Source organism: Bradyrhizobium sp. Crot121 (assembly GCF_059512385.1).
In genome coordinates, this window is record NZ_JCAMOR010000107.1 from 1 (window position 1) to 20,016 (window position 20,016).

General features: G+C 63.9%; 17 protein-coding genes. 12 read left to right on the forward strand and 5 right to left on the reverse strand.

Annotation, left to right across the window (positions count from 1 at the left end; all coding sequences use genetic code 11):
• Positions 1-365: 365 nt before the first annotated feature.
• Positions 366-3,203 carry a preprotein translocase subunit SecA gene (gene secA, locus AC5ZGW_RS41640; RefSeq protein WP_130229243.1) on the reverse strand — a complete coding sequence of 946 codons (2,838 nt, stop codon included), beginning with the start codon at positions 3,201-3,203 and terminating at the stop codon, positions 366-368.
• A 352-nt stretch (positions 3,204-3,555) separates the two neighbouring features.
• On the opposite strand from secA, the gene AC5ZGW_RS41645 reads away from it, so the two are divergent.
• The 3 genes from AC5ZGW_RS41645 to AC5ZGW_RS41655 all read left to right on the forward strand — a co-directional run bounded on the left by AC5ZGW_RS41645 (position 3,556) and on the right by AC5ZGW_RS41655 (position 6,419).
• The gene (locus AC5ZGW_RS41645) at positions 3,556-4,497 is read left to right on the forward strand and encodes a peptidylprolyl isomerase (protein ID WP_130229244.1); all 942 of its coding nucleotides are present in this window, start codon (positions 3,556-3,558) and stop codon (positions 4,495-4,497) included.
• Positions 4,498-4,686: 189 nt separating this feature from the next.
• Positions 4,687-5,946, forward strand: a complete 1,260-nt coding sequence (gene argJ, locus AC5ZGW_RS41650) for a bifunctional glutamate N-acetyltransferase/amino-acid acetyltransferase ArgJ (RefSeq protein ID WP_130229245.1) — start codon at positions 4,687-4,689, stop codon at positions 5,944-5,946.
• A 62-nt stretch (positions 5,947-6,008) separates the two neighbouring features.
• Complete coding sequence (locus tag AC5ZGW_RS41655) at positions 6,009-6,419, forward strand: (deoxy)nucleoside triphosphate pyrophosphohydrolase (protein WP_028164216.1); 411 nt, start codon at positions 6,009-6,011, stop codon at positions 6,417-6,419.
• Positions 6,420-6,556: 137 nt separating this feature from the next.
• Here AC5ZGW_RS41655 and AC5ZGW_RS41660 read toward each other — a convergent pair whose 3' ends face one another.
• Positions 6,557-7,399, reverse strand: coding sequence for a methyltransferase domain-containing protein (locus tag AC5ZGW_RS41660; protein WP_130229246.1), 843 nt, complete (start codon positions 7,397-7,399; stop codon positions 6,557-6,559).
• Between the two features lie 78 nt (positions 7,400-7,477).
• Here AC5ZGW_RS41660 and AC5ZGW_RS41665 point away from each other — a divergent pair, with 78 nt between their 5' ends.
• The 4 genes from AC5ZGW_RS41665 to AC5ZGW_RS41680 are packed head-to-tail and all read left to right on the forward strand — an operon-like array spanning position 7,478 to position 9,934.
• Positions 7,478-8,287: a ComF family protein gene (locus AC5ZGW_RS41665; RefSeq protein ID WP_130229247.1), complete on the forward strand. Its 810-nt coding sequence runs from the start codon at positions 7,478-7,480 to the stop codon at positions 8,285-8,287.
• Between the two features lie 29 nt (positions 8,288-8,316).
• Positions 8,317-8,589, forward strand: coding sequence for a glutaredoxin 3 (grxC, locus tag AC5ZGW_RS41670; RefSeq protein ID WP_028164213.1), 273 nt, complete (start codon positions 8,317-8,319; stop codon positions 8,587-8,589).
• The gene (locus AC5ZGW_RS41675; RefSeq protein ID WP_130229248.1) at positions 8,589-9,467 is read left to right on the forward strand and encodes a carbon-nitrogen hydrolase family protein; all 879 of its coding nucleotides are present in this window, start codon (positions 8,589-8,591) and stop codon (positions 9,465-9,467) included. The genes grxC and AC5ZGW_RS41675 overlap by 1 nt, the downstream gene beginning before the upstream one ends.
• Positions 9,464-9,934 (forward strand): DUF1178 family protein, encoded by a 471-nt coding sequence (locus tag AC5ZGW_RS41680; protein ID WP_130229249.1) that lies wholly within the window; start codon positions 9,464-9,466, stop codon positions 9,932-9,934. The genes AC5ZGW_RS41675 and AC5ZGW_RS41680 overlap by 4 nt, the downstream gene beginning before the upstream one ends.
• 3 nt (positions 9,935-9,937) lie before the next feature.
• Here the strand turns inward: AC5ZGW_RS41680 and AC5ZGW_RS41685 are convergent, their stop codons facing one another.
• The 3 genes from AC5ZGW_RS41685 to AC5ZGW_RS41695 all read right to left on the reverse strand — a co-directional run bounded on the left by AC5ZGW_RS41685 (position 9,938) and on the right by AC5ZGW_RS41695 (position 12,266).
• Positions 9,938-10,837, reverse strand: coding sequence for an EamA family transporter (locus AC5ZGW_RS41685; RefSeq protein ID WP_130229250.1), 900 nt, complete (start codon positions 10,835-10,837; stop codon positions 9,938-9,940).
• 198 nt (positions 10,838-11,035) lie between these two features.
• Positions 11,036-11,785 (reverse strand): bifunctional 2-polyprenyl-6-hydroxyphenol methylase/3-demethylubiquinol 3-O-methyltransferase UbiG, encoded by a 750-nt coding sequence (ubiG, locus tag AC5ZGW_RS41690; protein ID WP_130229251.1) that lies wholly within the window; start codon positions 11,783-11,785, stop codon positions 11,036-11,038.
• Positions 11,786-11,798: 13 nt separating this feature from the next.
• Positions 11,799-12,266: a PH domain-containing protein gene (locus AC5ZGW_RS41695; RefSeq protein ID WP_130229252.1), complete on the reverse strand. Its 468-nt coding sequence runs from the start codon at positions 12,264-12,266 to the stop codon at positions 11,799-11,801.
• A gap of 155 nt (positions 12,267-12,421) precedes the next feature.
• Here AC5ZGW_RS41695 and AC5ZGW_RS41700 point away from each other — a divergent pair, with 155 nt between their 5' ends.
• From AC5ZGW_RS41700 to AC5ZGW_RS41720, 5 genes are all read left to right on the forward strand, one after another.
• Positions 12,422-13,675 (forward strand): aspartate kinase, encoded by a 1,254-nt coding sequence (locus AC5ZGW_RS41700; protein ID WP_130229253.1) that lies wholly within the window; start codon positions 12,422-12,424, stop codon positions 13,673-13,675.
• A 545-nt stretch (positions 13,676-14,220) separates the two neighbouring features.
• The gene (gene ptsP, locus AC5ZGW_RS41705) at positions 14,221-16,488 is read left to right on the forward strand and encodes a phosphoenolpyruvate--protein phosphotransferase (protein ID WP_130229254.1); all 2,268 of its coding nucleotides are present in this window, start codon (positions 14,221-14,223) and stop codon (positions 16,486-16,488) included.
• Between the two features lie 55 nt (positions 16,489-16,543).
• Positions 16,544-17,623 (forward strand): peptide chain release factor 1, encoded by a 1,080-nt coding sequence (gene prfA, locus AC5ZGW_RS41710; protein WP_028164204.1) that lies wholly within the window; start codon positions 16,544-16,546, stop codon positions 17,621-17,623.
• A gap of 117 nt (positions 17,624-17,740) precedes the next feature.
• Positions 17,741-18,658: a peptide chain release factor N(5)-glutamine methyltransferase gene (prmC, locus tag AC5ZGW_RS41715; protein ID WP_496114094.1), complete on the forward strand. Its 918-nt coding sequence runs from the start codon at positions 17,741-17,743 to the stop codon at positions 18,656-18,658.
• 472 nt (positions 18,659-19,130) lie between these two features.
• Positions 19,131-19,856 carry a DUF4167 domain-containing protein gene (locus tag AC5ZGW_RS41720; RefSeq protein ID WP_130229257.1) on the forward strand — a complete coding sequence of 242 codons (726 nt, stop codon included), beginning with the start codon at positions 19,131-19,133 and terminating at the stop codon, positions 19,854-19,856.
• Positions 19,857-20,016: the final 160 nt, after the last annotated feature.

Consider the following 20,016-nt stretch of genomic DNA (forward strand, 5'->3'; position numbering starts at 1 on the left):
CGCAACGTTCGTGACGATCGCGAGCCGCCCCTCATTCGGGTGAGACGCGCGGAGTTAAATCACTGATTTGCCCGACGGCGAAAGCGGAATGTTTTTTCTGCGAGGGCTGGACAGACTTTCGGTGATTTGCCCGTCGGGTTGTTATGTCGCACCCAAACTAGCCACAACATCATTGCGAGCGCAGCGAAGCAATCCATAGCGCCGCTTGTGGAGACGTGGATTGCTTCGCTGCGCTCGCAATGACGGGACTGTCGTTCCGGGGCGACGCTAAGCGTCGAGCTCGCAATGACGACGGAGGTGGCGGCGATGTTGTCGGTCAACGACCGAGAGCGTGGAATGCTGCCCGCAGCTACGGGCGGCTCATCTCACGCATACCGGCCGTGGCAGTGCTTGTACTTCTTGCCGCTGCCGCAAGGGCAATCCTCGTTGCGGCCGACCTTGCCCCAGGTGGCGGGGTTGTTGGGATCGCGGTCGGAGGGGGCGGCCTTCGGCACCAGCGAGGCGTTGGCGAAGGACATCTCGTCCTCGCCGGTGTTGGGATCGAGCTTGTGCGCTTCCATCGCCGGCAACACCGGCTGCTGCTCCTCCGGCGGGATGATCTCGACCCGCATCAATTGCGCGGTGACGGCCTCGCGCAGATGCGAGCTCATCTCCTGGAAGAGGTTGAAGGCTTCGGTCTTGTACTCCTGCAGCGGATCGCGCTGGCCATATCCGCGCAGGCCGATCACCTGGCGCAGATGGTCGAGCATGATCAGGTGCTCGCGCCAGAGATGGTCGAGCGTCTGCAACAGGATCGTCTTCTCGACGTAGCGCATCACGTCGGGGCCCCATTGCGCGACCTTGGCCGCCATGCGCTCGTCGACATGCTTCTCGATCCGCGCCAACAATTCCTCGTCGGCGATGCCCTCTTCCTTGGCCCATTCGTCGACAGGCAGGTCGATATCGAGCACGCGCTTCAATTCGTCCTTCAGGCCAGCCGCATCCCACTGCTCGGCGTAGGCATGCTCCGGGATATGCTTGGCCACCAGATCCTCGATGAAGGCGTGGCGCATGTCGGTGACGGTCTCGGCGACGCTCTCGTCCTTCATCAATTCGACGCGCTGGTCGAAGATCACCTTGCGCTGGTCGTTCTGGACGTTGTCGAACTTGAGCAGGTTCTTGCGGATGTCGAAGTTGCGCGCTTCGACCTTCTGCTGCGCCTTTTCCAGCGCCTTGTTGATCCAGGGATGGATGATCGCCTCGCCCTCTTTCAGGCCGAGCCGGGTCAGCATGCTGTCGAGCCGGTCGGACCCGAAGATGCGCATCAGATCGTCTTCCAGCGACAGGAAGAATTTCGAGCGGCCGGGGTCGCCCTGGCGGCCGGAACGGCCGCGGAGCTGATTGTCGATGCGGCGGGATTCATGCCGCTCGGAGCCGATGATGTAGAGGCCGCCGGGCTTGGTCACCGTCTTCGCCGGCTTGCTGCCCTTGGCGGGCTCGACCTCGACAACCTCCTCGGCCTTCAAGACGATCTCGCGGAAGCGCTCGATGTCGGCCTTGATCTGCTCGATCTTCTGCGCCTTCTCGGCTTCGTCAGCGACCGAGGCCGTCTCCTGCTGGATCCGCATCTCGAGCGAGCCGCCGAGCTTGATGTCGGTACCGCGGCCGGCCATGTTGGTCGCGATCGTGATCGCGCCGGGCACGCCGGCTTCGGCGACGATATAGGCTTCCTGCTCGTGGAAGCGCGCATTCAAGACCGCGAACAGCTTGGCCGGCTTGCCGGCGCGCGCCGCGGCATAGAGCTTGTCGAGCGCGCCGTGATTGCCGAAGTCGATCTGCTTGTAGCCGTGCTTGCGCAGGTACTCGGCCAGCACTTCGGATTTCTCGATCGAGGCGGTGCCGACCAGCACCGGCTGCAGCCGCTTGTTGGCGCGTTCGATCTCTGCGAGGATTGCGGCATATTTTTCGGTCTGCGTGCGATAGACCTCGTCGTCCTCGTCGAGGCGCGCCACCGGTAGGTTGGTCGGGATCTCCACGACCTCGAGCTTGTAGATGTCGAACAATTCGTCGGCTTCGGTCGCGGCCGTGCCGGTCATGCCCGCCAGCTTCTCGTACATCCGGAAATAGTTCTGGAAGGTGATCGAGGCCAGCGTCTGGTTCTCCGGCTGGACCTGGACGTGCTCTTTGGCTTCCAGCGCCTGGTGCAGGCCTTCCGAGTAGCGGCGACCCGGCATCATGCGTCCAGTGAACTCGTCGATGATGACGACCTCGCCGTCGCGAACGATGTAATCCTTGTCGCGGGTGAACAGCGTGTGCGCGCGCAGCGCCTGGTTGACGTGGTGGACGACCGAGACGTTCTCGACGTCATAGAGGGAGTCGCCCTTGAGCTGGCCGGCATCGCGCAGCAGCCCTTCGAGCTTTTCCATGCCACCTTCGGTCAGCGTCACCGTGCGCTGCTTCTCGTCGACCTCGTAGTCCGACTTGTCGAGCTTGGGAAAGAACGTGTCGATGGTGTTGTAGAAATCCGAACGGTCGTCGAGCGGGCCGGAGATGATCAGCGGCGTCCGCGCCTCATCGATCAGGATCGAGTCGACTTCGTCGACGATGGCGTAATAGTGCCCGCGCTGGACCATGTCCTCCAGGCGGTACTTCATGTTGTCGCGGAGGTAGTCGAAGCCGTATTCGTTGTTGGTGCCGTAGGTGATGTCGCAGCCATAGGCGGTCTTGCGCTCGGCATCGTCGAGCCCGTGGACGATGACGCCGGTGCTCATGCCGAGGAAGGAATAGATCTGGCCCATCCAGCCGGAGTCACGGCGGGCAAGGTAATCGTTGACGGTGACGACATGGACGCCCTTGCCGGCGAGCGCGTTGAGATAGACCGCGAGCGTCGCCACCAGCGTCTTGCCTTCGCCGGTCTTCATCTCGGCGATGTCGCCCTCATGCAGCACCATGCCGCCGATGAGCTGCACATCGAAATGGCGCTGACCGAGGGTGCGCTTGGCGGCCTCGCGGACGGTGGCGAAGGCCGGAACCAGGAGGTCGTCGAGCGTCTTGCCGTTCGCCAGCTCCTGCCGGAATTCGGCGGTGCGGGCCTTCAACGCCTCGTCCGAAAGCTTTGCGAGCTCGGGCTCCAATGCGTTGATGGCGTTGACGCGGGCCTGATAGCCCTTCACCCTCCGGTCGTTGGCGGAGCCGAACAATTTGCGGGCGAGCGCGCCGATCATGCGTAGTTCCTGTTCTTCTGCGTTGCAACCAGAGCGTGGTGCCGCCGATTGTCTATCAACTCACCGTGACGCACCCCGGCAACGGCCCCAACCTGGGGCCCGATCCGCCAATTAAGTGGGAAGCAAGCAATCCAAGGTTCAACGGCCAAAAACGTAAGCAAAATGAGCGCTATCGCCATTGACACGATGGGCCAGAGATATGGCCCGCTCCGGGGGTTGTCAACGCTCGGCAGGATGTCAAGGAATTCATCATTTTGTCAGACTTTTCGCGTTGCCAAGGCGGCTTGATTGGGCGAGTGTCCGCCCCGCTCAAGAGAAGTTCCCCCTGTTCGAGACAAGTTAAGGATTTTGCATGACCACGTCGTTCGCGGAAATGAAACCCGGCTTGCGTATCGGCCTCGCATCCCTGGCCGTGACCGGCTCGATCGCCGCGGTTCTCGCCTTCGGTCTGCCGGTCCGTGCTGAGGATTCCAACCCGGTGCTTGCCAAGGTCAACGGGCAGGAGATCCGCCAAAGCGATGTGGCGATCGCCGAAGAGGAACTTGGGCCGAGCCTGCAGCAGATGGACCCTGCGACGCGGAAGGATAACCTCCTGGCCTTCCTGATCGACATGAAGATCGTCGCCAAGGCCGCCGAGGACAAGAAGGTCGACAATACCGACGAGTTCAAGAAGCGCCTCGCCTTCACCCGCAACCGCCTCCTGATGGATAGCCTGCTTGCCAGCGAGGGCAAGGCGGCGACCAACGACGACGCCATGAAGAAGGTCTATGAAGAGGCCTCCAAGCAGATCACCGGCGAGCAGGAAGTGCATGCCCGCCACATCCTGGTCGAGACCGAGGACGAGGCCAAGGCAATCAAGGCCGAGCTCGCCAAGGGCGCCGATTTCGCCGAGCTCGCCAAGAAGAAGTCCAAGGATCCCGGCGCCTCCGATGGCGGCGATCTCGGCTTCTTCACCAAGGAGCAGATGGTGCCGGAATTCTCTGCCGTCGCCTTTTCGCTCGAGCCGGGCAAGATCTCCGACCCCGTGAAGTCGCAGTTCGGCTGGCACATCATCAAGGTCGAGGAAAAGCGCAACCGCACCGCGCCGCCCTTCGACCAGGTCAAGAGCCAGATCGAGACCTATGTGACCCGCAAAGCGCAGGCCGACTATGTCGCCAAGCTGCGCGAGGCCGCCAAGATCGAGCGCATGGACAAGCCGGAAGAGACCGCCAAGAGCGACGCCAAGCCTGCTGATACGACGGCCCCCGCCGCCAAGCCGTCCGACTCCAAGATGGCGCCGCCGGCGAAGAAGTAAGAATTCGCTGTCACTTCAGCGAAGCCAATAGTATCTACACTCGTCATGGCCGGGCTTGTCCCGGCCATCTACGTCTTGGCGCCTCGCCGGCCGGGAAAAGGACGTGGATGGCCGGGACATCTTGCGCGAAGACGCGCTTCGCACTTTAGCCCGGCCATGACGATTGCGCCTGCCTGATTGGAATCCGCCATGTCCACCGCCGTTTCTCCCCTCGCCCCGACAGACGTTCCCGATTTGCCCGCGATTGCGGGCGTCAGGCTTGCGACGGCGGCGGCCGGGATCCGCTACAAGGGGCGCACCGATGTGCTGCTCGCGGTGATGGACAAGGGCACCACCGTCGCCGGTGTCTTCACCAAGTCGAAATGCCCGTCAGCCCCGGTGGAGTGGTGCCGCGCCAAGCTCGGCAAAGGCGGATCTTCTAAGGGAGGATTTGCACGCGCGCTGGTGGTCAATTCCGGCAACGCCAACGCCTTCACCGGCAAGACCGGCAAGCAGTCGACCGCGCTGACCGCGCAGATCGCCGCTAAGGCGGTCGGCTGCGGCGTCAATGAGGTGTTCCTGGCCTCCACCGGCGTGATCGGCGAGCCGCTCGATGCGACCAAGTTCGACGGCGTGCTGGCGACGCTGGCCGAGACGGCGACGCCCGACGACTGGATGAGCGCAGCGAAGGCAATCATGACCACCGACACCTTCCCGAAAGTCGCGACCGCGACCGTCAAGCTCGGCAAGGCTAAGGTGACGATCAACGGCATGGCCAAGGGCGCCGGCATGATCGCGCCTGATATGGCGACGATGCTGTCGTTCATCTTCACCGATGCGCCGCTGTCATCGGCCGCGCTGCAACAGCTCCTGAAGAGCGGGGTCGAGGACACCTTCAACGCCGTCACCATCGATGGCGACACCTCGACCTCGGACACACTATTGGCATTCGCGACCGGCGCCGCCGCGGCAAACGGCGCGCCGAAGATCAGCCGCGCCAGCGATCCGCGCCTGAAAGCGTTTGCAAAGGCGTTCCGCGATGTGCTCGCCGATCTTTCCGAGCAGGTGGCGCGTGACGGCGAAGGCGCGCGGAAACTGGTCGAGATCATCGTCGATGGCGCGACGACCAAGGCTTCCGCTCGCAAGATCGCGATGTCGGTGGCGAACTCGCCGCTGGTCAAGACCGCGATCGCCGGCGAGGATGCCAATTGGGGCCGGGTGGTGATGGCGGTCGGCAAGGCCGGCGAGCCCGCCAACCGCGACAAGCTCTCGATTTCCTTCAACGGCATCCGCGTCGCCAAGAGCGGCGCCCGCGATCCCTCCTACAACGAGGCGGAAGTGTCGCAGGCGATGAAAGAGCCGAAGATCCAGATCAAGGTCAATCTCGGCCTCGGCAAGGGCCGCGACCGCGTGCTGACCTGCGATCTCACCAAGGAATATGTCGCGATCAACGGCGATTATCGGTCGTAATTCTATGTAGGATGGGTAGAGCGCAGCGAAACCCATCCTACGATTCAGCAGGCGTGCCGCGCATGACCGATATCAAACTCACCCTCGTGGTTGCCTGCGCGCTCATCGATGCCGACAAGCGCGTGCTGCTGGCGCAGCGGCCTGCCGGCAAGCCGATGGCGGGGCTCTGGGAATTTCCGGGCGGCAAGGTCGAGGCCGGCGAACGGCCGGAAGCGACGCTGATCCGCGAATTGCATGAAGAACTCGGCATCACCGTCGCCGAGCCGTGCCTGGCGCCGCTAACCTTCGCGAGCCACGCCTATGAGACGTTTCACCTGCTGATGCCACTCTATATCTGCCGGCGCTGGGACGGCATGGTGACGGCGCGCGAGGGACAGAACCTCGCCTGGGTCCGCGCCAACAAATTGCGCGACTATGAGATGCCGGCGGCGGACATTCCGCTGATCCCGCATCTGATTGATCTGCTGTTGTAGGTTTGCTCGCGACAGGGCCGCCGCACCCTCACTCGTCATGCGCGGGCTTGACCCGCGCATCCATCTTCGAAAAAGGCTCTTTCCAGATCGATGGATCGCCGGGTCAAGCCCGGCGATGACGGCTGCGGTATTCGGCGTCAGTCGCGTTTTGCCCGCTTCACCGCCTCTGCCAAACTCGCTTTCGCCGAACCCGGCCGCAGCGGTTTTTGCTGGCTTTCATGCGGTGCCCAGCCGGACAGCCAGATCACGTCGAAGGTGGCGCGGATGCGGCCGTCAGGATCGGCGAAGCGATCGGCATAGATTTGCGCCAACCGCAATAGCGTGGCGCGGCGGGTTGGCGCGCGGCGCCGCTCGACCAGGATATTGGTGGCGCCCATGCGCCGCAATTCCTGCATCAGCGCGAAGGCGTTGGCGTAGCGCACCACGATGCGGTCGACGTCGGTCACCGGCAGCGCGAAGCCGGCACGCTGCAACAGCGCGCCGATGTCGCGCAAATCGGCGAATGGCGCCACGCGCGGCGACACTCCGCCCTCGCATTCGGCTTCGGCGGCGGCGAAGGATTGCCGAAGCTCGGTCAACGTATCGCCGCCGATCATCGCCGCGAGCAACAGCCCGTCGGGCCTGAGCGCGCGACGCACCTGCGCGAGCACGCCGGGAAGATCGTTGACGAACTGGAAAGCGAGCGCGGAGACCGCAAGATCGAGCGAAGCCGGCTGCAGCGGAAGGACTTCGGCAGCCTCGAACGCAACCTCGCGGACGGACTTGCATCGCGCGCGCAAGAGATCATGGAGCGCATTGCCCGGCGTCCAGATGTCGGCGGCATCGGCAAACTCCCGCGTGACCGCCTGCAAACGCTCCGCCATGTCCTCGCCGACGCGCTCGAGCAGGAAGGTGACCGGCGCATCGCGCCGCGCGCGCTTCAGCCGCGCCGCGAGCAGCGAACGATCGAACAACACAGGTGTGGTCGGATTTGCGGCCATGTCCGCTGGTTACGCCCTGCCTTCACCTCTGGCAACGCAATGCTTGAGCTGACACGATCATGAGGCTAGCCTCGGTCCATGGGCGCCGAGGCATCACCATCCCGCTCCATTGCAGGCCATCTGCGCGGCGCGCTGAGCGTTGCGCAGGGAGCATGGACGCATGCAGTACGGCTGATGCTCGACATCGCGCTGCCGACGCTGTGCGTTTCGTGCCGCGAGCCGGTCGATGGCGAGGGCGTCTGCGCCGCCTGCTGGGCCAAATTGTCGTTCATTGCACCACCGTTCTGCCCGCGGCTCGGCATTCCCTTCGTCTACGACCCCGGTCCGGAGCTGTTGTCGATGGAGGCGATCGCCAGTCCGCCGGCCTACCAGCGCGCCCGCGCCGCGGTGCGCTATGACGACGTCGCGCGCACGCTGGTGCACGCATTGAAATACCAGGACCGCACGGACCTCGCGCCAGCAATGGGCCGCTGGATGGCGCGCGCGGGGAAGGAATTGCTTCGCGACGCCGATATTTTGGTACCAGTTCCCCTGCACTGGCGGCGCGGCTGGAGCCGCCGCTACAATCAATCCGGCGCGCTTGCCCGCGTCATTTCGCGCCAGAGCGGCGTCGCGCTTGCCCCCGATGCGCTGCGCCGGGTGCGCTCGACCGAGCAGCAGGTCGGATTGTCGCGGGCGCAGCGGGCGACCAATGTCCAGGGTGCTTTCAAAGTGGGGCCGGACCGCGCGGCCGAAATCCAGGGCCGCCGCGTGATCCTGGTCGATGACGTCCTGACCTCGGGAGCGACGGTCGACGCCTGCGCGCGGGCGCTTCTGCGCGCCAAGGCGGCACAGGTCGATGTGCTGGTGTTCGCCCGGGTTGTCGATAGCCACAAAACTCCCATATAATCCCGGACAAAATCACAACCGAGCGCACCATGACCGCTGCGATTGAAATCTATACCCGCCCGGGCTGCGGCTACTGCAGCGCGGCCAAGTCGCTTCTGACCCGCAAGAAGGCGGCGTTCACCGAATTCAACGTGGCCAGCGACGCGGCCTATCGCGACGAGATGTACAAGCGGGCCGGCGCCGGTTCGACCTTTCCGCAGATCTTCATCGGCAGCACCCATGTCGGCGGCTGTGACGAGCTCTATGCGCTCGACCGCGAGGGCAAGCTCGATGGCCTCTTAGCCAGCGAAGGCGTGGCCTGATGAGTGCCGACAGCACCTTCACCGCAGCCATGGTGCAGATGCGCACCTCGCTTCTGCCGGAGCCGAGCCTCGAGCAGGGCATCAAGCTGGTGCGCGAGGCGGCGGCGCAAGGCGCGGACTATGTGCTCACGCCCGAAGTGAGCAACATGATGCAATTGAACCGCAAGGCGCTGTTCGAGCATCTGGCGACGGAAGAGGACGACAAGTCGCTGAAGGCCTATCGCGCGCTCGCAGCCGAATTGAAGATCCATCTGCATATCGGCTCGCTGGCACTGCGCTTCTCGCCGGAGAAGGCCGTGAACCGGTCCTTCCTGATCGGCCCGGACGGCAATCTGCTCGCCAGCTACGACAAGATCCATATGTTCGATATCGATCTGCCCGGCGGCGAGAGCTACCGCGAATCGGCCAATTACCAGCCGGGCGAGACTGCTGTGATCTCCGATCTGCCCTGGGGCCGGATCGGATTGACGATCTGCTATGACGTGCGCTTCCCGGCGCTGTACCGCGCGCTGGCCGAAAGCGGCGCGTCCTTCCTGACCGTACCGTCTGCCTTCACCCGCAAGACCGGCGAGGCGCATTGGCACATTCTGCTCCGCTCGCGCGCCGTCGAGACCGGCTGCTTCGTGTTTGCCGCCGCGCAAGCCGGCCTGCATGAGAACAAGCGCGAGACCTATGGTCATTCGCTGATCATCGATCCCTGGGGCGAGATCCTCGCCGAGGGCGGCGTCGAGCCGGGCGTGTTCCTGGCGAAGATCGATCCGGCCAAGGTCGAGACCGCGCGCAGGGCGATCCCCTCGCTGCAGCACGGACGGCGTTTCACCGTCGCCGACCCCAAGGCAGGTCCGGAGCATCTGCACCTCGTCCGGGGCTCAGCATGATCCGCTACAACCTGCGCTGCGAACGGGGCCACGCTTTCGAAAGCTGGTTCCAGACTTCGTCGGCTTACGATTCTCAGGTCCGCCGCAAGCTCGTGACCTGCCCGACCTGCGGCTCGTCAAAGATCGAGAAGGCAATCATGGCGCCGCAGATCGTCGGCAAGAAAGGCCGCGAAAGCGCAGCGCCTGTGCCGGCCGAGCAGCCGGCGGCAGCGCCAGCCGAATCCACGCCGCTGATGATGGCGCAGGAGCGCGAACTGCGCGCCAAGCTGAAGGAATTGCGCGACCACATCGTCAAGAACGCCGACAATGTCGGCGACCGCTTCCCCAACGAGGCGCGCAAGATGCATTACGGCGATATCGAGCACCGTCCGATCTACGGCGAAGCTTCGCCGGAGGAAGCCCGCTCGCTGATCGAGGAAGGCGTCGAGGTCTCGCCGCTGCCGGTGCTGCCGGACGACCGGAACTGATCCTCACGCCGCGATCAATAGCGCCACACCGATCACGATCAGGACGATGCCGGAAAACTCGCGCGGCGAGATCGGCTGCTTGAATGAATAATACGCCACGCCTTGCGCGAACAAGACTTCGATCAGCGCCAGCGTTCGCACGTTCGCCGCCGCTGTCAGTGCGAAGGCAAGGAACCAGAATTGCGAGGCGAACGCGCCCATGAAGCCCGCCAGCATCGATGGCCGCCATAATCCGAGGATCGCCTTGAGCACCCCGGGCGCCCGCAGCAACAGATAGATCGACAGCACCAGCGTCTGCACGAACAGGCCGAACACCAGCGTATAGGACGACGCCGTCACGAAGGAGACACCGGGCACCGCGATGATCGCGCCCCGGAAGCCGATCGCCGACAGCGCAAACGCAGCCGCCGCGACCAGGCCCATGATGGTCGGCCTCAGCTCCGCAAACCCCTTCTCGCCGCCGGGCCGAAGTGCGGTGATGACGACGCCGATGGTCGCGATCAGGATCGCGATCACCTTCAGCAAGGTGAGATGATCGCCGAGGAAGACGAAGCCGAAGATCGCGGTCTGGATCGCCTCGGTCTTCAGATACGCCGTCGTCACCACGAAGGAGCGCTCGTTCATCGCCAGCAGCATCAGGCCGGTGCCGACGATCTGGCTGAGCGCACCGAGCAGCAGCCACGGCCAGAACGCCACCGGCGGCCACGGAGCGGAATCGCCGGTCACCACGATGACCAGCGCAAAAAACAGGATCGAGAACGGAAAGCCGAACAGGAAGCGGATATTGGTCGCGCCCCAGGTCCCGAGCGGCCCGGTCAGCGACCGCTGCATCGCATTGCGCGCAACCTGCCCGAGCGCAGCGACGATGGTGAAAGGAATCCAGAGCCAGGAAATCGTCAGCATGTGCGCAAGAATCGCGGGCGGGCGGGGAAAACGCTCTCACCGTGCCGGGCGCCGCGCGCGCGGTCAACCGGAACAGCGCATGACAGGATTGCGCTGCGGCGCCTCGTCATTGCGAGCGGAGCGAAGCAATCCATGCTTCGGCGAGTGGCACTATGGATTGCTTTGCTCCGCTCGCAATGACGGCTTCGCGGGAAATGCTTACCCCTCCTCCGCGACCACCATGTAGTTCACGTCCATGTCCGAGGAGATGTTCCATTGGTCGGCGAGCGGGTTGTAGACCACGCCGGCCTGGTCGGTGATGGTGAGGCGGTTGTCTTGCAGGTAGTGGGCGAGTTCGTCGGGGGTGACGAACTTGCTCCATTGATGGGTGCCGCGCGGCAGCCACCGCAGCACATATTCGGCGCCGACGATCGCGAGTGCAAAGCTCTTCCAGTTGCGGTTAAGCGTCGAGAGCACCATCAGCCCGCCGGGTTTGAGCATCGCCGTGCAGCGTTTCAGAAACACGCCGACGTCGGTGACGTGTTCGACCACCTCCATCGCCAGCACGATGTCGAAGCGCTCGCGCGCGTCCATTTCTTCCACCGTGGTGCAGCGATAATCGATCGCCAGATGCCCCTTGTCGGCATGCAGTTTCGCGGCGGCGATATTGGAGGCCGAGGGATCGATGCCGATCACTTGGGCGCCGAGCCGGGCCAGCGGCTCGCACAATAGCCCGGCGCCGCAGCCGATATCGAGGATGCGCAAGCCGGACAGGCAGCTCAGGCTCCTGACGTTGCGGTCGAACTTGCGGCACGCGGCATCGCGGATATAGCCGAGCCGTAACGGATTGATCTTGTGCAGCGGCGCCATCTTGCCGCGCGGATCCCACCACTCCGCCGAGAGTTTTGAGAATTTTGCGACCTCGGCCGGATCGACCGTGGTGCCGGAAAAGTCAGACTGCATGGCCATGATGCGCGCGCCCCTATCGCGCCGTGATGTAACTACGGAATGCGAGCGGCGAAGCAATCATTTTGATCGTCTTCTGCCCCTCGCCGACGCCGAGAATTCTCACATTGCCGTAGTTGAGGATACGGCCAAGAATGCTCTGGGAGACGTCGACGCTCTCAACTTTGTCGAGGCTCATTTCAAACGTCTCGCGCTGAATGAACCCCTCTTTGTGCACAATCCGCAGATTGGTCACATCGGTCTCGGTGGTCCAACGATGGAACCAGGCGGTCACCGTCTTGTACAACGCCGCGAGCGCCGCGATTCCGCTCAGCGCCAGGCAAAGCACCGCCGGCGCGCCGGTTGGGACCATATAGGCCAGGATCAGGAACACGATCGCCACGCCCCAGCCGGCAATGGCCGGCAGGAAGAAAATCCAGTGCGCGTTCGTCGAATACAGCACCCTCTCACCGGGCTGCAGGATCTCGTCGATATACCGCCCCATACAAACGCCTCAGTTACCGCCGCGCCCCCACCACGGACGGCGCCAGGAACCCGCTTGCCCCCGGCCGCTTCGCTATGTATACGCGCGTTTCAGCCCCCGTGCTTGGGTTAAGCGCGGGCAATCTACCTATCCTCACAGGGAATGCACGCGTCGTCATGGGCCGCCTCGTGATGAAGTTCGGCGGCACCTCCGTCGCCAATATCGACCGAATCCGCAACGTCGCACGCCATGTCAAACGCGAGGTCGATGCCGGGCACGATGTTGCCGTGGTGGTCTCCGCCATGTCCGGCAAGACCAACGAATTGGTGGCCTGGTGCAGCGAGGCTTCCCCGATGCACGATGCACGCGAATATGACGCGGTCGTCGCTTCCGGCGAGCAGGTCACTTCGGGCCTGCTGGCGATCACGCTGCAGAGCATGGGTGTCCAGGCGCGCTCCTGGCAGGGCTGGCAGATCCCGATCAAGACCTCCGACGCGCACGCCTCGGCGCGCATCCTCGATATCGACGGCACCGAGCTCATGAAGCGCTTCAAGGAGCGGAAGGAGGTCGCGGTCATCGCCGGTTTCCAGGGCATCAATCCCGAGACCGGCCGCATCACCACGCTCGGCCGCGGTGGTTCCGATACCTCGGCGGTGGCGATTGCAGCGGCGGTCAAGGCCGACCGCTGCGACATCTATACCGACGTCGACGGCGTCTACACCACCGACCCACGCGTGGTGCCGAAGGCGCACCGGCTCGATAAGATCGCGTTCGAGGACATGCTGGAATTGGCCTCTCAGGGCGCCAAGGTCCTTCAGGTGCGCTCGGTGGAACTTGGCATGGTGCACAACATGCCAATCTTCGTCCGCTCCAGCTTCGACAAGCCTGAAGATATCGACCCGCACGGCACGCCGCCGGGAACGCTGATCTGCAGCGAGGAGGAAATCATGGAAATGCACGTCGTCACCGGCATCGCCTTCTCCAAGGACGAAGCCCAGATTTCCGTGCGCCAGATCGAGGACAAGCCGGGGGTGGCAGCAGCGATCTTCGGCCCGCTCGCGGATGCCAACATCAATGTCGACATGATCGTGCAGAACGTCTCGGAGGACGGCAAGACCACGGACCTTACCTTCACGGTTCCGGCGAGCGACTATGGCCGCGCCCGCGACACCATTACCGCGGCCAAGAGCAAGATCGGCTATCAGCGCTTCGACAGCGCCACCGACGTCTCGAAGGTCTCCGTGATCGGCAGCGGCATGCGCAGCCATGCCGGCGTCGCCGCCAAGGCCTTTGCCGCGCTTGCCGCGCGCAACATCAACATCCGCGCCATCACTACGTCCGAGATCAAGTTCTCGGTGCTGATCGATGCCGCCTATACCGAGCTCGCGGTGCGCACACTGCACACGCTGTACGGTCTCGACCAGGCTTGAGGGCCACCTCTCCTGAAGGGAGAGGTTCCGCACGGGGCGGGCCTCATGGTTCGAGACGCGCCGCAAGCGGCGCTCCTCACCATGAGGGTCTAAGATTCCGCCGCGAAACCAGACCTCATCCTGAGGGGCGCGCAGCGCGTCTCGAAGGATGGGCCACGAAGGAATCGCCCGCCAAGTTCTATTTCATAGGCGATAGCCCTGCCCTGAAAGGGGAGGGTAAAGGGCCCCTCCCTGTAGGAGAGGTGGAACAGCTCAAGCCCACGTTTCTCGCTGTTGCGAGTAAGAATTTCTCTTAGCTACCGCAGCATTGGGCTGACAGAGACGTTATATCTTTTGGCAGGCGTTTTGCTTGGCAAAACAAGCCTCGATTGGCTATACGGCCTGATCGGAGGGTGCCGCAAACTGTGTCACAGTCTTGGCGAATCCGATTCGGCCGGGTTGCGAGGTTGCGGCGGCGCCGATGGATAAAATTGTTGGATTAATCGAGTTTCTCGCCAGTTGCCGGCCACACGGCCTGCTGGTCATGTGGGGGAGGGTTGCAACCTATGCGGAGCGCTTCGGGAGGTCCCCGCGTCCTGTTGAGACGGCTCCGCGAAACCATGGCGGAGCAGGTCTCAGCCCAGGAGCGGCTGGACAAGATCGTGGTCCTGATCGCGGCCAATATGGTGGCCGAAGTCTGCTCGGTCTATGTGCTGCGCGTCGATAACACCCTCGAGCTCTACGCCACCGAAGGTCTGAACCGCGACGCCGTCCACAGGACGGTGCTCAGCGCCCATGAGGGCCTGGTCGGCCTCGTCGCCAGCGAGGCCACGCCGCTTAATTTGAGCGACGCGCAAAGCCACCCGGCCTTCTCCTATCGCCCGGAAACCGGCGAAGAGATCTATCACTCCTTCCTCGGCGTGCCGATCCTGCGCGCCGGCAACACGCTCGGCGTGCTGGTCGTGCAAAACCGCGCCAAACGCACTTATGTCGAGGAAGAAGTCGAGGCGCTGCAGACCACCGCCATGGTGCTGGCGGAGATGATCGCCTCCGGCGAATTGGCGGCGCTGGCGCAGCCGGGCGCCGAACCTGCGGCGCGGCATTCCCTACACAAGACCGGCGCCATTCTCTCCGAAGGCATCGCGCTCGGCCATGTCGTGCTGCACGAGCCGCGCGTCGTCATCACCAACTATATCGCCGAAGACCTGCCGAAGGAGATCAAGCGGCTGGATGCGGCGCTGACCAAGCTGCGCGCCGATCTCGACCGGCTGCTGGAGCGCGGCGACGTCGCCGACGGCGGCGAGCATCGCGACGTGCTCGAAGCCTATCGCATGTTCGCCAACGACCAGGGCTGGTCGCACAAGCTGCATGAGGCGGTTGCCACCGGCCTCACCGCTGAAGCCGCGGTCGAGCGCGTGCAGTCCGACACCCGCGCGCGCATGCTGCGCTCGACCGATCCTTACCTGCGCGACCGGCTGCACGACCTCGAGGATCTCGGCCATCGCCTGATGCGGCAACTGGTCGGCCAGGACCACGCGCCATCACGCGAACAATTGCCCGACAACGCGATCCTGATCGCCCGCGCGATGGGCCCGGCGGCGCTGCTCGACTATGACCGCAAGCGATTGCGCGGACTGGTGCTCGAAGAAGGCACCGCCAATTCCCACGTTTCGATCGTGGCACGCGCGCTCGGCATTCCCGCCGTCGGCGAGGTGCCGAACGCGCCCGGCATCGCCGATCCCGGCGATGCCATCATCGTCGACGGCATCTCGGGCGAGATCTATGTCCGTCCGTCATCGGAGATCGAATCCGCCTACGCCGAGCGGGTCCGCTTCCGCGCGCGGCGGCAGGCGCAATATTCGGCGCTGCGCGACAAGCCTTGTGTGACCAAGGACGGCCAGCCGATCGAACTCTTGATCAACGCCGGCCTGACCATCGACCTGCCGCATATCGATGACACCGGCAGCGCCGGCATCGGCTTGTTCCGGACCGAACTGCAGTTCATGGTGAGCCCGAACCTGCCGCGCTCCAGCGACCAGCTCGCGCTCTATCGCACCGTGCTGGATGCGGCGGGATCGAAGCCCGTCACCTTTCGCACCCTCGACATTGGCGGCGACAAGGCACTGCCCTATATGGAGACGTTCGTCGAGGAAAATCCCGCGCTCGGCTGGCGCGCGATCCGGCTCGGCCTCGACCGCCCGGGACTGTTGCGCGGTCAGATCCGCGCACTGCTTCGCGCCGCCGGCGGCCGCGCGCTGAAGATCATGTTCCCGATGATCTCTGATGTTGCCGAGTTCGATCAGGCCAAGGCGATTGTCGAGCGGGAACTGACTTATCTGCGCCAGCACGGCCATTCGCTGCCCGAGCGCGTCGATGTCGGCACCATGATCGAGGTTCCGGCGCTGCTGTACCAGCTCGACGAGCTGTTGAAGCGGGTCGATTTCCTCTCGGTCGGATCGAACGATCTGTTCCAGTTCCTGTTCGCGGTGGACCGCGGCAACGCCAAGGTCTCGGAACGGTTCGACACCCTGTCCGCGCCGATCCTGCGCGCGCTGCGCGACATCGTTCGCAAGGCGCAGGCAAGCAGGAAGGTCGCCTCGCTGTGCGGCGAGATGGCATCGAAGCCGATCGGCGCGCTGGTGCTGATCGCGCTCGGCTACCGCTCGCTGTCGCTGTCGGCGACCGCGCACGGTCCGGTGAAAGCGATGATCCTCGAGCTCGACGCGAAAAAGGCCGAAGCGATAATCAACCCGCTTCTGGACGCACCGGCCGGCAGCGTTTCGATCCGCGAGAAGCTGACGGAATTTGCGGAAGCCGAAGGGCTCACCTTGTAGCGACGCTCTCCTCGACGGCGCCGCCCCTGCCCTTTCCGTTATTTGAGAACCATCCATGCTGCCCGAAGCCAAACTCGATGTCCTGCTCGCCCATCATGCCTCGCTCGAGGCCGAACTGCTCGGCCAGGTGAATTCGGAACGCTATGTCCAGATCACCCGCGAGCTCGCCGAGCTCAATCCGCTGATCGAGGCGGTGAAGGCCTATCGCGCCGCGCGCACCGAGCTCGCCGACACCCAGAGTCTGATCGCCGATCCCACAACCGAGCCCGACATGCGCGGCATGGCGGAGGCCGAGCTCGAGACGCTGCATGCGCGGCTTGCCGAGCTCGAGCAGAAGATCCGCATCGCGCTGTTGCCGAAGGACGCCATGGACGATCGCAACGTCGTGCTGGAAATCCGCGCCGGCACCGGTGGCGACGAAGCTTCGCTGTTCGCGGGCGACCTGTTCCGCATGTATGAACGCTTCGCCGCGCTGCAGGGCTGGAAGGTCGAGGTGATCTCGGCCAGCGAGGGCACGGTCGGCGGCTACAAGGAAATCATCGCCGAGGTGCAGGGCCGCGGCGCATTCGCGAAACTGAAATTCGAATCCGGCGTGCATCGGGTGCAGCGCGTGCCCGACACCGAGACGCAGGGGCGCATCCACACCTCCGCCGCGACGGTGGCCGTGCTGCCGGAGGTCGAGGATGTCGACGTCGACATCAAGAACGAGGACTTAAGGATCGAGACCATGCGGGCGCAGGGCGCCGGCGGTCAGCACGTCAACAAGACGGAATCGGCGATCCGCATCACCCATATCCCGACCGGCATCGTGGTGATGATGCAGGACAGCCGCTCGCAGCACAAGAACCGGGCGTCGGCGATGAACATCCTGCGCTCGCGCATCTACGATGCCGAGCGCCAGCGCGTGGAGGCGGCGCGTTCCGCCGACCGCAAGGAGAAGGTCGGCTCCGGCGACCGCAGCGAGCGCATCCGCACCTATAATTTTCCGCAAGGCCGCGTCACCGATCATCGCATCAACCTGACGCTCTACAAATTGCCGCAGGTGATATCAGGTGAAGCACTCGGTGAATTGACCGACGCGCTGACGACGGAGCACCAGGCAGCGCAACTCGCCGCGCAGGGTGCGGCGGCGTGAGGACTCCCGTAGCCCGGATGGAGCGCAGCGTAATCCGGGGCAGCGGGCCGGACTGCACGAATCCCGGATTGCGCTCCGCTCCATCCGGGCTACGCGGGATCGCTCCGTCCTGTGGTTATGGGTCCCTGCTTTCGCAGGGACGACGGTGAGGGTGTGAGCGCTTTTGTCGGTCTCAATGTCGATGCGGCGCGCCGACAACTCGGCGCACGCTTCAAATCGGCGGCGATCGATTCGGCCGAGCTCGATGCACGCGTGCTACTCGGCGCGGTGCTCAAGCTCGATCTCACCGGCATGATCACGGCAGCGAGCCGGACGCTGACCGGGAATGAAGCAGCAGAATTGGAAGCGTTCGCGCGCCGTCGCCTCGCCGGCGAGCCGGTCGCGCGCATCCTCGGGCAAAAGGAATTCTGGGGACTGCCGCTAAAACTCTCCGCCGCGACATTGGTGCCGCGGCCCGACACCGAGACCGTGGTGGAGTTCGCGATGGAAATTCTCCGCGCGGACGGAGCTTCGGAAAAACCGTTGCGGATCGCCGATCTCGGCACCGGCACCGGTGCCATCCTGCTGGCGCTGCTCTCCGAGCTTGCTGCGGCCACGGGCTACGGCACCGACATCAGCACGGAGGCGCTCAAGACGGCGCGCGCCAATGCGCTGATGTTGGGCATTGGCAATCGTGCGACGTTCATCGCCTGCGACTATGCATCGGGCCTTTCCGGCCACTTCGACCTGATCGTGTCGAATCCGCCCTACATCCCATCCGCTGACATTGCCGACCTTACGGTCGAGGTGCGCGAGCACGACCCGCTTGCCGCGCTCGATGGCGGCGACGATGGGCTGGATGCCTATCGCGCGCTGATCCCGCAGGCCGCCGGCCTGCTGGCCCCTGGCGCCGCCCTGGTTGTCGAATCAGGCATTGGACAGAGCGAGGCCATTGAAGCTTTGATGACGGGTGCGGGGCTCGTCCCAGCCGGTCCGCCGAGGGCAGATCTGGCGGGCATCCCACGGGCGGTGGCGGGCCGCAAATTGCCGCGATAAAGTCCTATTGGAACGCAAAAAAACCTCTTGGAATATCCCCCGGGAACGACTACGTTCCGGTCATGACATCGGTTTGGCCCCGTAACCGTTAACGGGTGAAGACCAGGGTTCTCGCCGAGAGCCCGCCGATCAAAGGTTCCAAAACGCGGGTCTGTATGAGCGCAATAGCCGGGGCTGTGCTGCTCTCGACCGCCAAGCGAACGAAAGCCTGTTATTGCGCTTGAAGACTTACGTGAGAGAACTGGGCTTGCGTGGCAAGCTGAATAATTGATCCGCAGGCCGACCGGCCGGCGGTTGGGGAACGCGTTTTGCTCAACGCGATGGTTGGCGAACTTTGGCATTGATCCGAATGGCATCGTGAGTCGGTGCGCATGAGCGCGTGCGCCAGTTGCACTGGCAACTTCCACCGCAACGGCAATTTCAACGCTGGTAACTAACGCTGGTAACTTAGGGCTGGAATAAAAGGCGAGACATGAGAAACGGTCAAAATAACAAGCGGATGCGTAACCGGAATAACAATAACAACAACAACAACAACAACCGGCGCGGTCAGAACCCGTTGACGCGAGTGTTCGAATCGAACGGACCCGACATCAAGATCCGCGGCACTGCTTCCCACGTAGCGGAAAAATACGTTCAGCTCGCGCGCGATGCGCGCTCCTCCGGCGACCCGGTCGCCGCCGAGAACTACTATCAGCACGCCGAGCATTACTTCCGCATCATCGCCGCGGCTCAGGAACAGCTTCGGCAGAATCAGCAGCAGCCCCGCGTCGACAACAACAACGATGCGTCAACGACCGACGAGGGCGACGAGGACGACAGCTATTCGAGCTTCGGGCAGGAGCCCGGCTTCGTGCCACAGCCGCCCTATGCGCGCGAAAACAATCAGCAGCCCTATCAGCGCGACCAGCAGCAGCCACGCGAGCGCGAGCATCGTCAGCAGCCGCAATATCAAGCGCCGCCGCAGAATCAGCCGCAGCCGGTGATCGCGGACAATGGCGGCGTCGACCGTCTGCCCTCCTTCATCACCGGAGGTGCGCAGCCGCAGGTCAATGGCAATTATGAAGGCAATGGCGGCGGAGAACGCAGCGAACGTAACGAGCGCTTCCCGCGCCGCCGCCGCCGCCCGCACGGCCCGCGACCCGACGCCGCCGCGCAACCCGCGCCGAGCGAAGACGTCAATCCGGGAAATGAGTAGTTAGCCCGCGACAAGAAAGTAGCGAAAAATTTGTAGGGTGGGCAAAGCGAAGCGTGCCCACCTTTCTTGCACCGAACGTGGATGGTGGGCACGCTTCGCTTTGCCCACCCTTCTGTAACGGGCCTTGCTCAGTCAATCCCTTTTTGCGTCATCCGCTCGC

What these genes read in the sequence shown, in the direction of transcription:
- AC5ZGW_RS41720 (WP_130229257.1), top strand. Translation starts at nt 19,131, where the DNA reads ATGAGAAACGGTCAAAATAACAAGCGGATGCGTAACCGGAATAACAAT.
- AC5ZGW_RS41680 (WP_130229249.1), top strand. Translation starts at nt 9,464, where the DNA reads ATGATCCGCTACAACCTGCGCTGCGAACGGGGCCACGCTTTCGAAAGC.
- AC5ZGW_RS41645 (WP_130229244.1), top strand. Translation starts at nt 3,556, where the DNA reads ATGACCACGTCGTTCGCGGAAATGAAACCCGGCTTGCGTATCGGCCTC.
- AC5ZGW_RS41660 (WP_130229246.1), bottom strand. Translation starts at nt 7,399, where the DNA reads ATGGCCGCAAATCCGACCACACCTGTGTTGTTCGATCGTTCGCTGCTC.
- AC5ZGW_RS41655 (WP_028164216.1), top strand. Translation starts at nt 6,009, where the DNA reads ATGACCGATATCAAACTCACCCTCGTGGTTGCCTGCGCGCTCATCGAT.
- AC5ZGW_RS41695 (WP_130229252.1), bottom strand. Translation starts at nt 12,266, where the DNA reads ATGGGGCGGTATATCGACGAGATCCTGCAGCCCGGTGAGAGGGTGCTG.
- prfA (WP_028164204.1), top strand. Translation starts at nt 16,544, where the DNA reads ATGCTGCCCGAAGCCAAACTCGATGTCCTGCTCGCCCATCATGCCTCG.
- AC5ZGW_RS41700 (WP_130229253.1), top strand. Translation starts at nt 12,422, where the DNA reads ATGGGCCGCCTCGTGATGAAGTTCGGCGGCACCTCCGTCGCCAATATC.
- secA (WP_130229243.1), bottom strand. Translation starts at nt 3,203, where the DNA reads ATGATCGGCGCGCTCGCCCGCAAATTGTTCGGCTCCGCCAACGACCGG.
- grxC (WP_028164213.1), top strand. Translation starts at nt 8,317, where the DNA reads ATGACCGCTGCGATTGAAATCTATACCCGCCCGGGCTGCGGCTACTGC.
- AC5ZGW_RS41685 (WP_130229250.1), bottom strand. Translation starts at nt 10,837, where the DNA reads ATGCTGACGATTTCCTGGCTCTGGATTCCTTTCACCATCGTCGCTGCG.
- AC5ZGW_RS41675 (WP_130229248.1), top strand. Translation starts at nt 8,589, where the DNA reads ATGAGTGCCGACAGCACCTTCACCGCAGCCATGGTGCAGATGCGCACC.
- argJ (WP_130229245.1), top strand. Translation starts at nt 4,687, where the DNA reads ATGTCCACCGCCGTTTCTCCCCTCGCCCCGACAGACGTTCCCGATTTG.
- AC5ZGW_RS41665 (WP_130229247.1), top strand. Translation starts at nt 7,478, where the DNA reads ATGGGCGCCGAGGCATCACCATCCCGCTCCATTGCAGGCCATCTGCGC.
- ubiG (WP_130229251.1), bottom strand. Translation starts at nt 11,785, where the DNA reads ATGGCCATGCAGTCTGACTTTTCCGGCACCACGGTCGATCCGGCCGAG.
- ptsP (WP_130229254.1), top strand. Translation starts at nt 14,221, where the DNA reads ATGCGGAGCGCTTCGGGAGGTCCCCGCGTCCTGTTGAGACGGCTCCGC.
- prmC (WP_496114094.1), top strand. Translation starts at nt 17,741, where the DNA reads ATGGGTCCCTGCTTTCGCAGGGACGACGGTGAGGGTGTGAGCGCTTTT.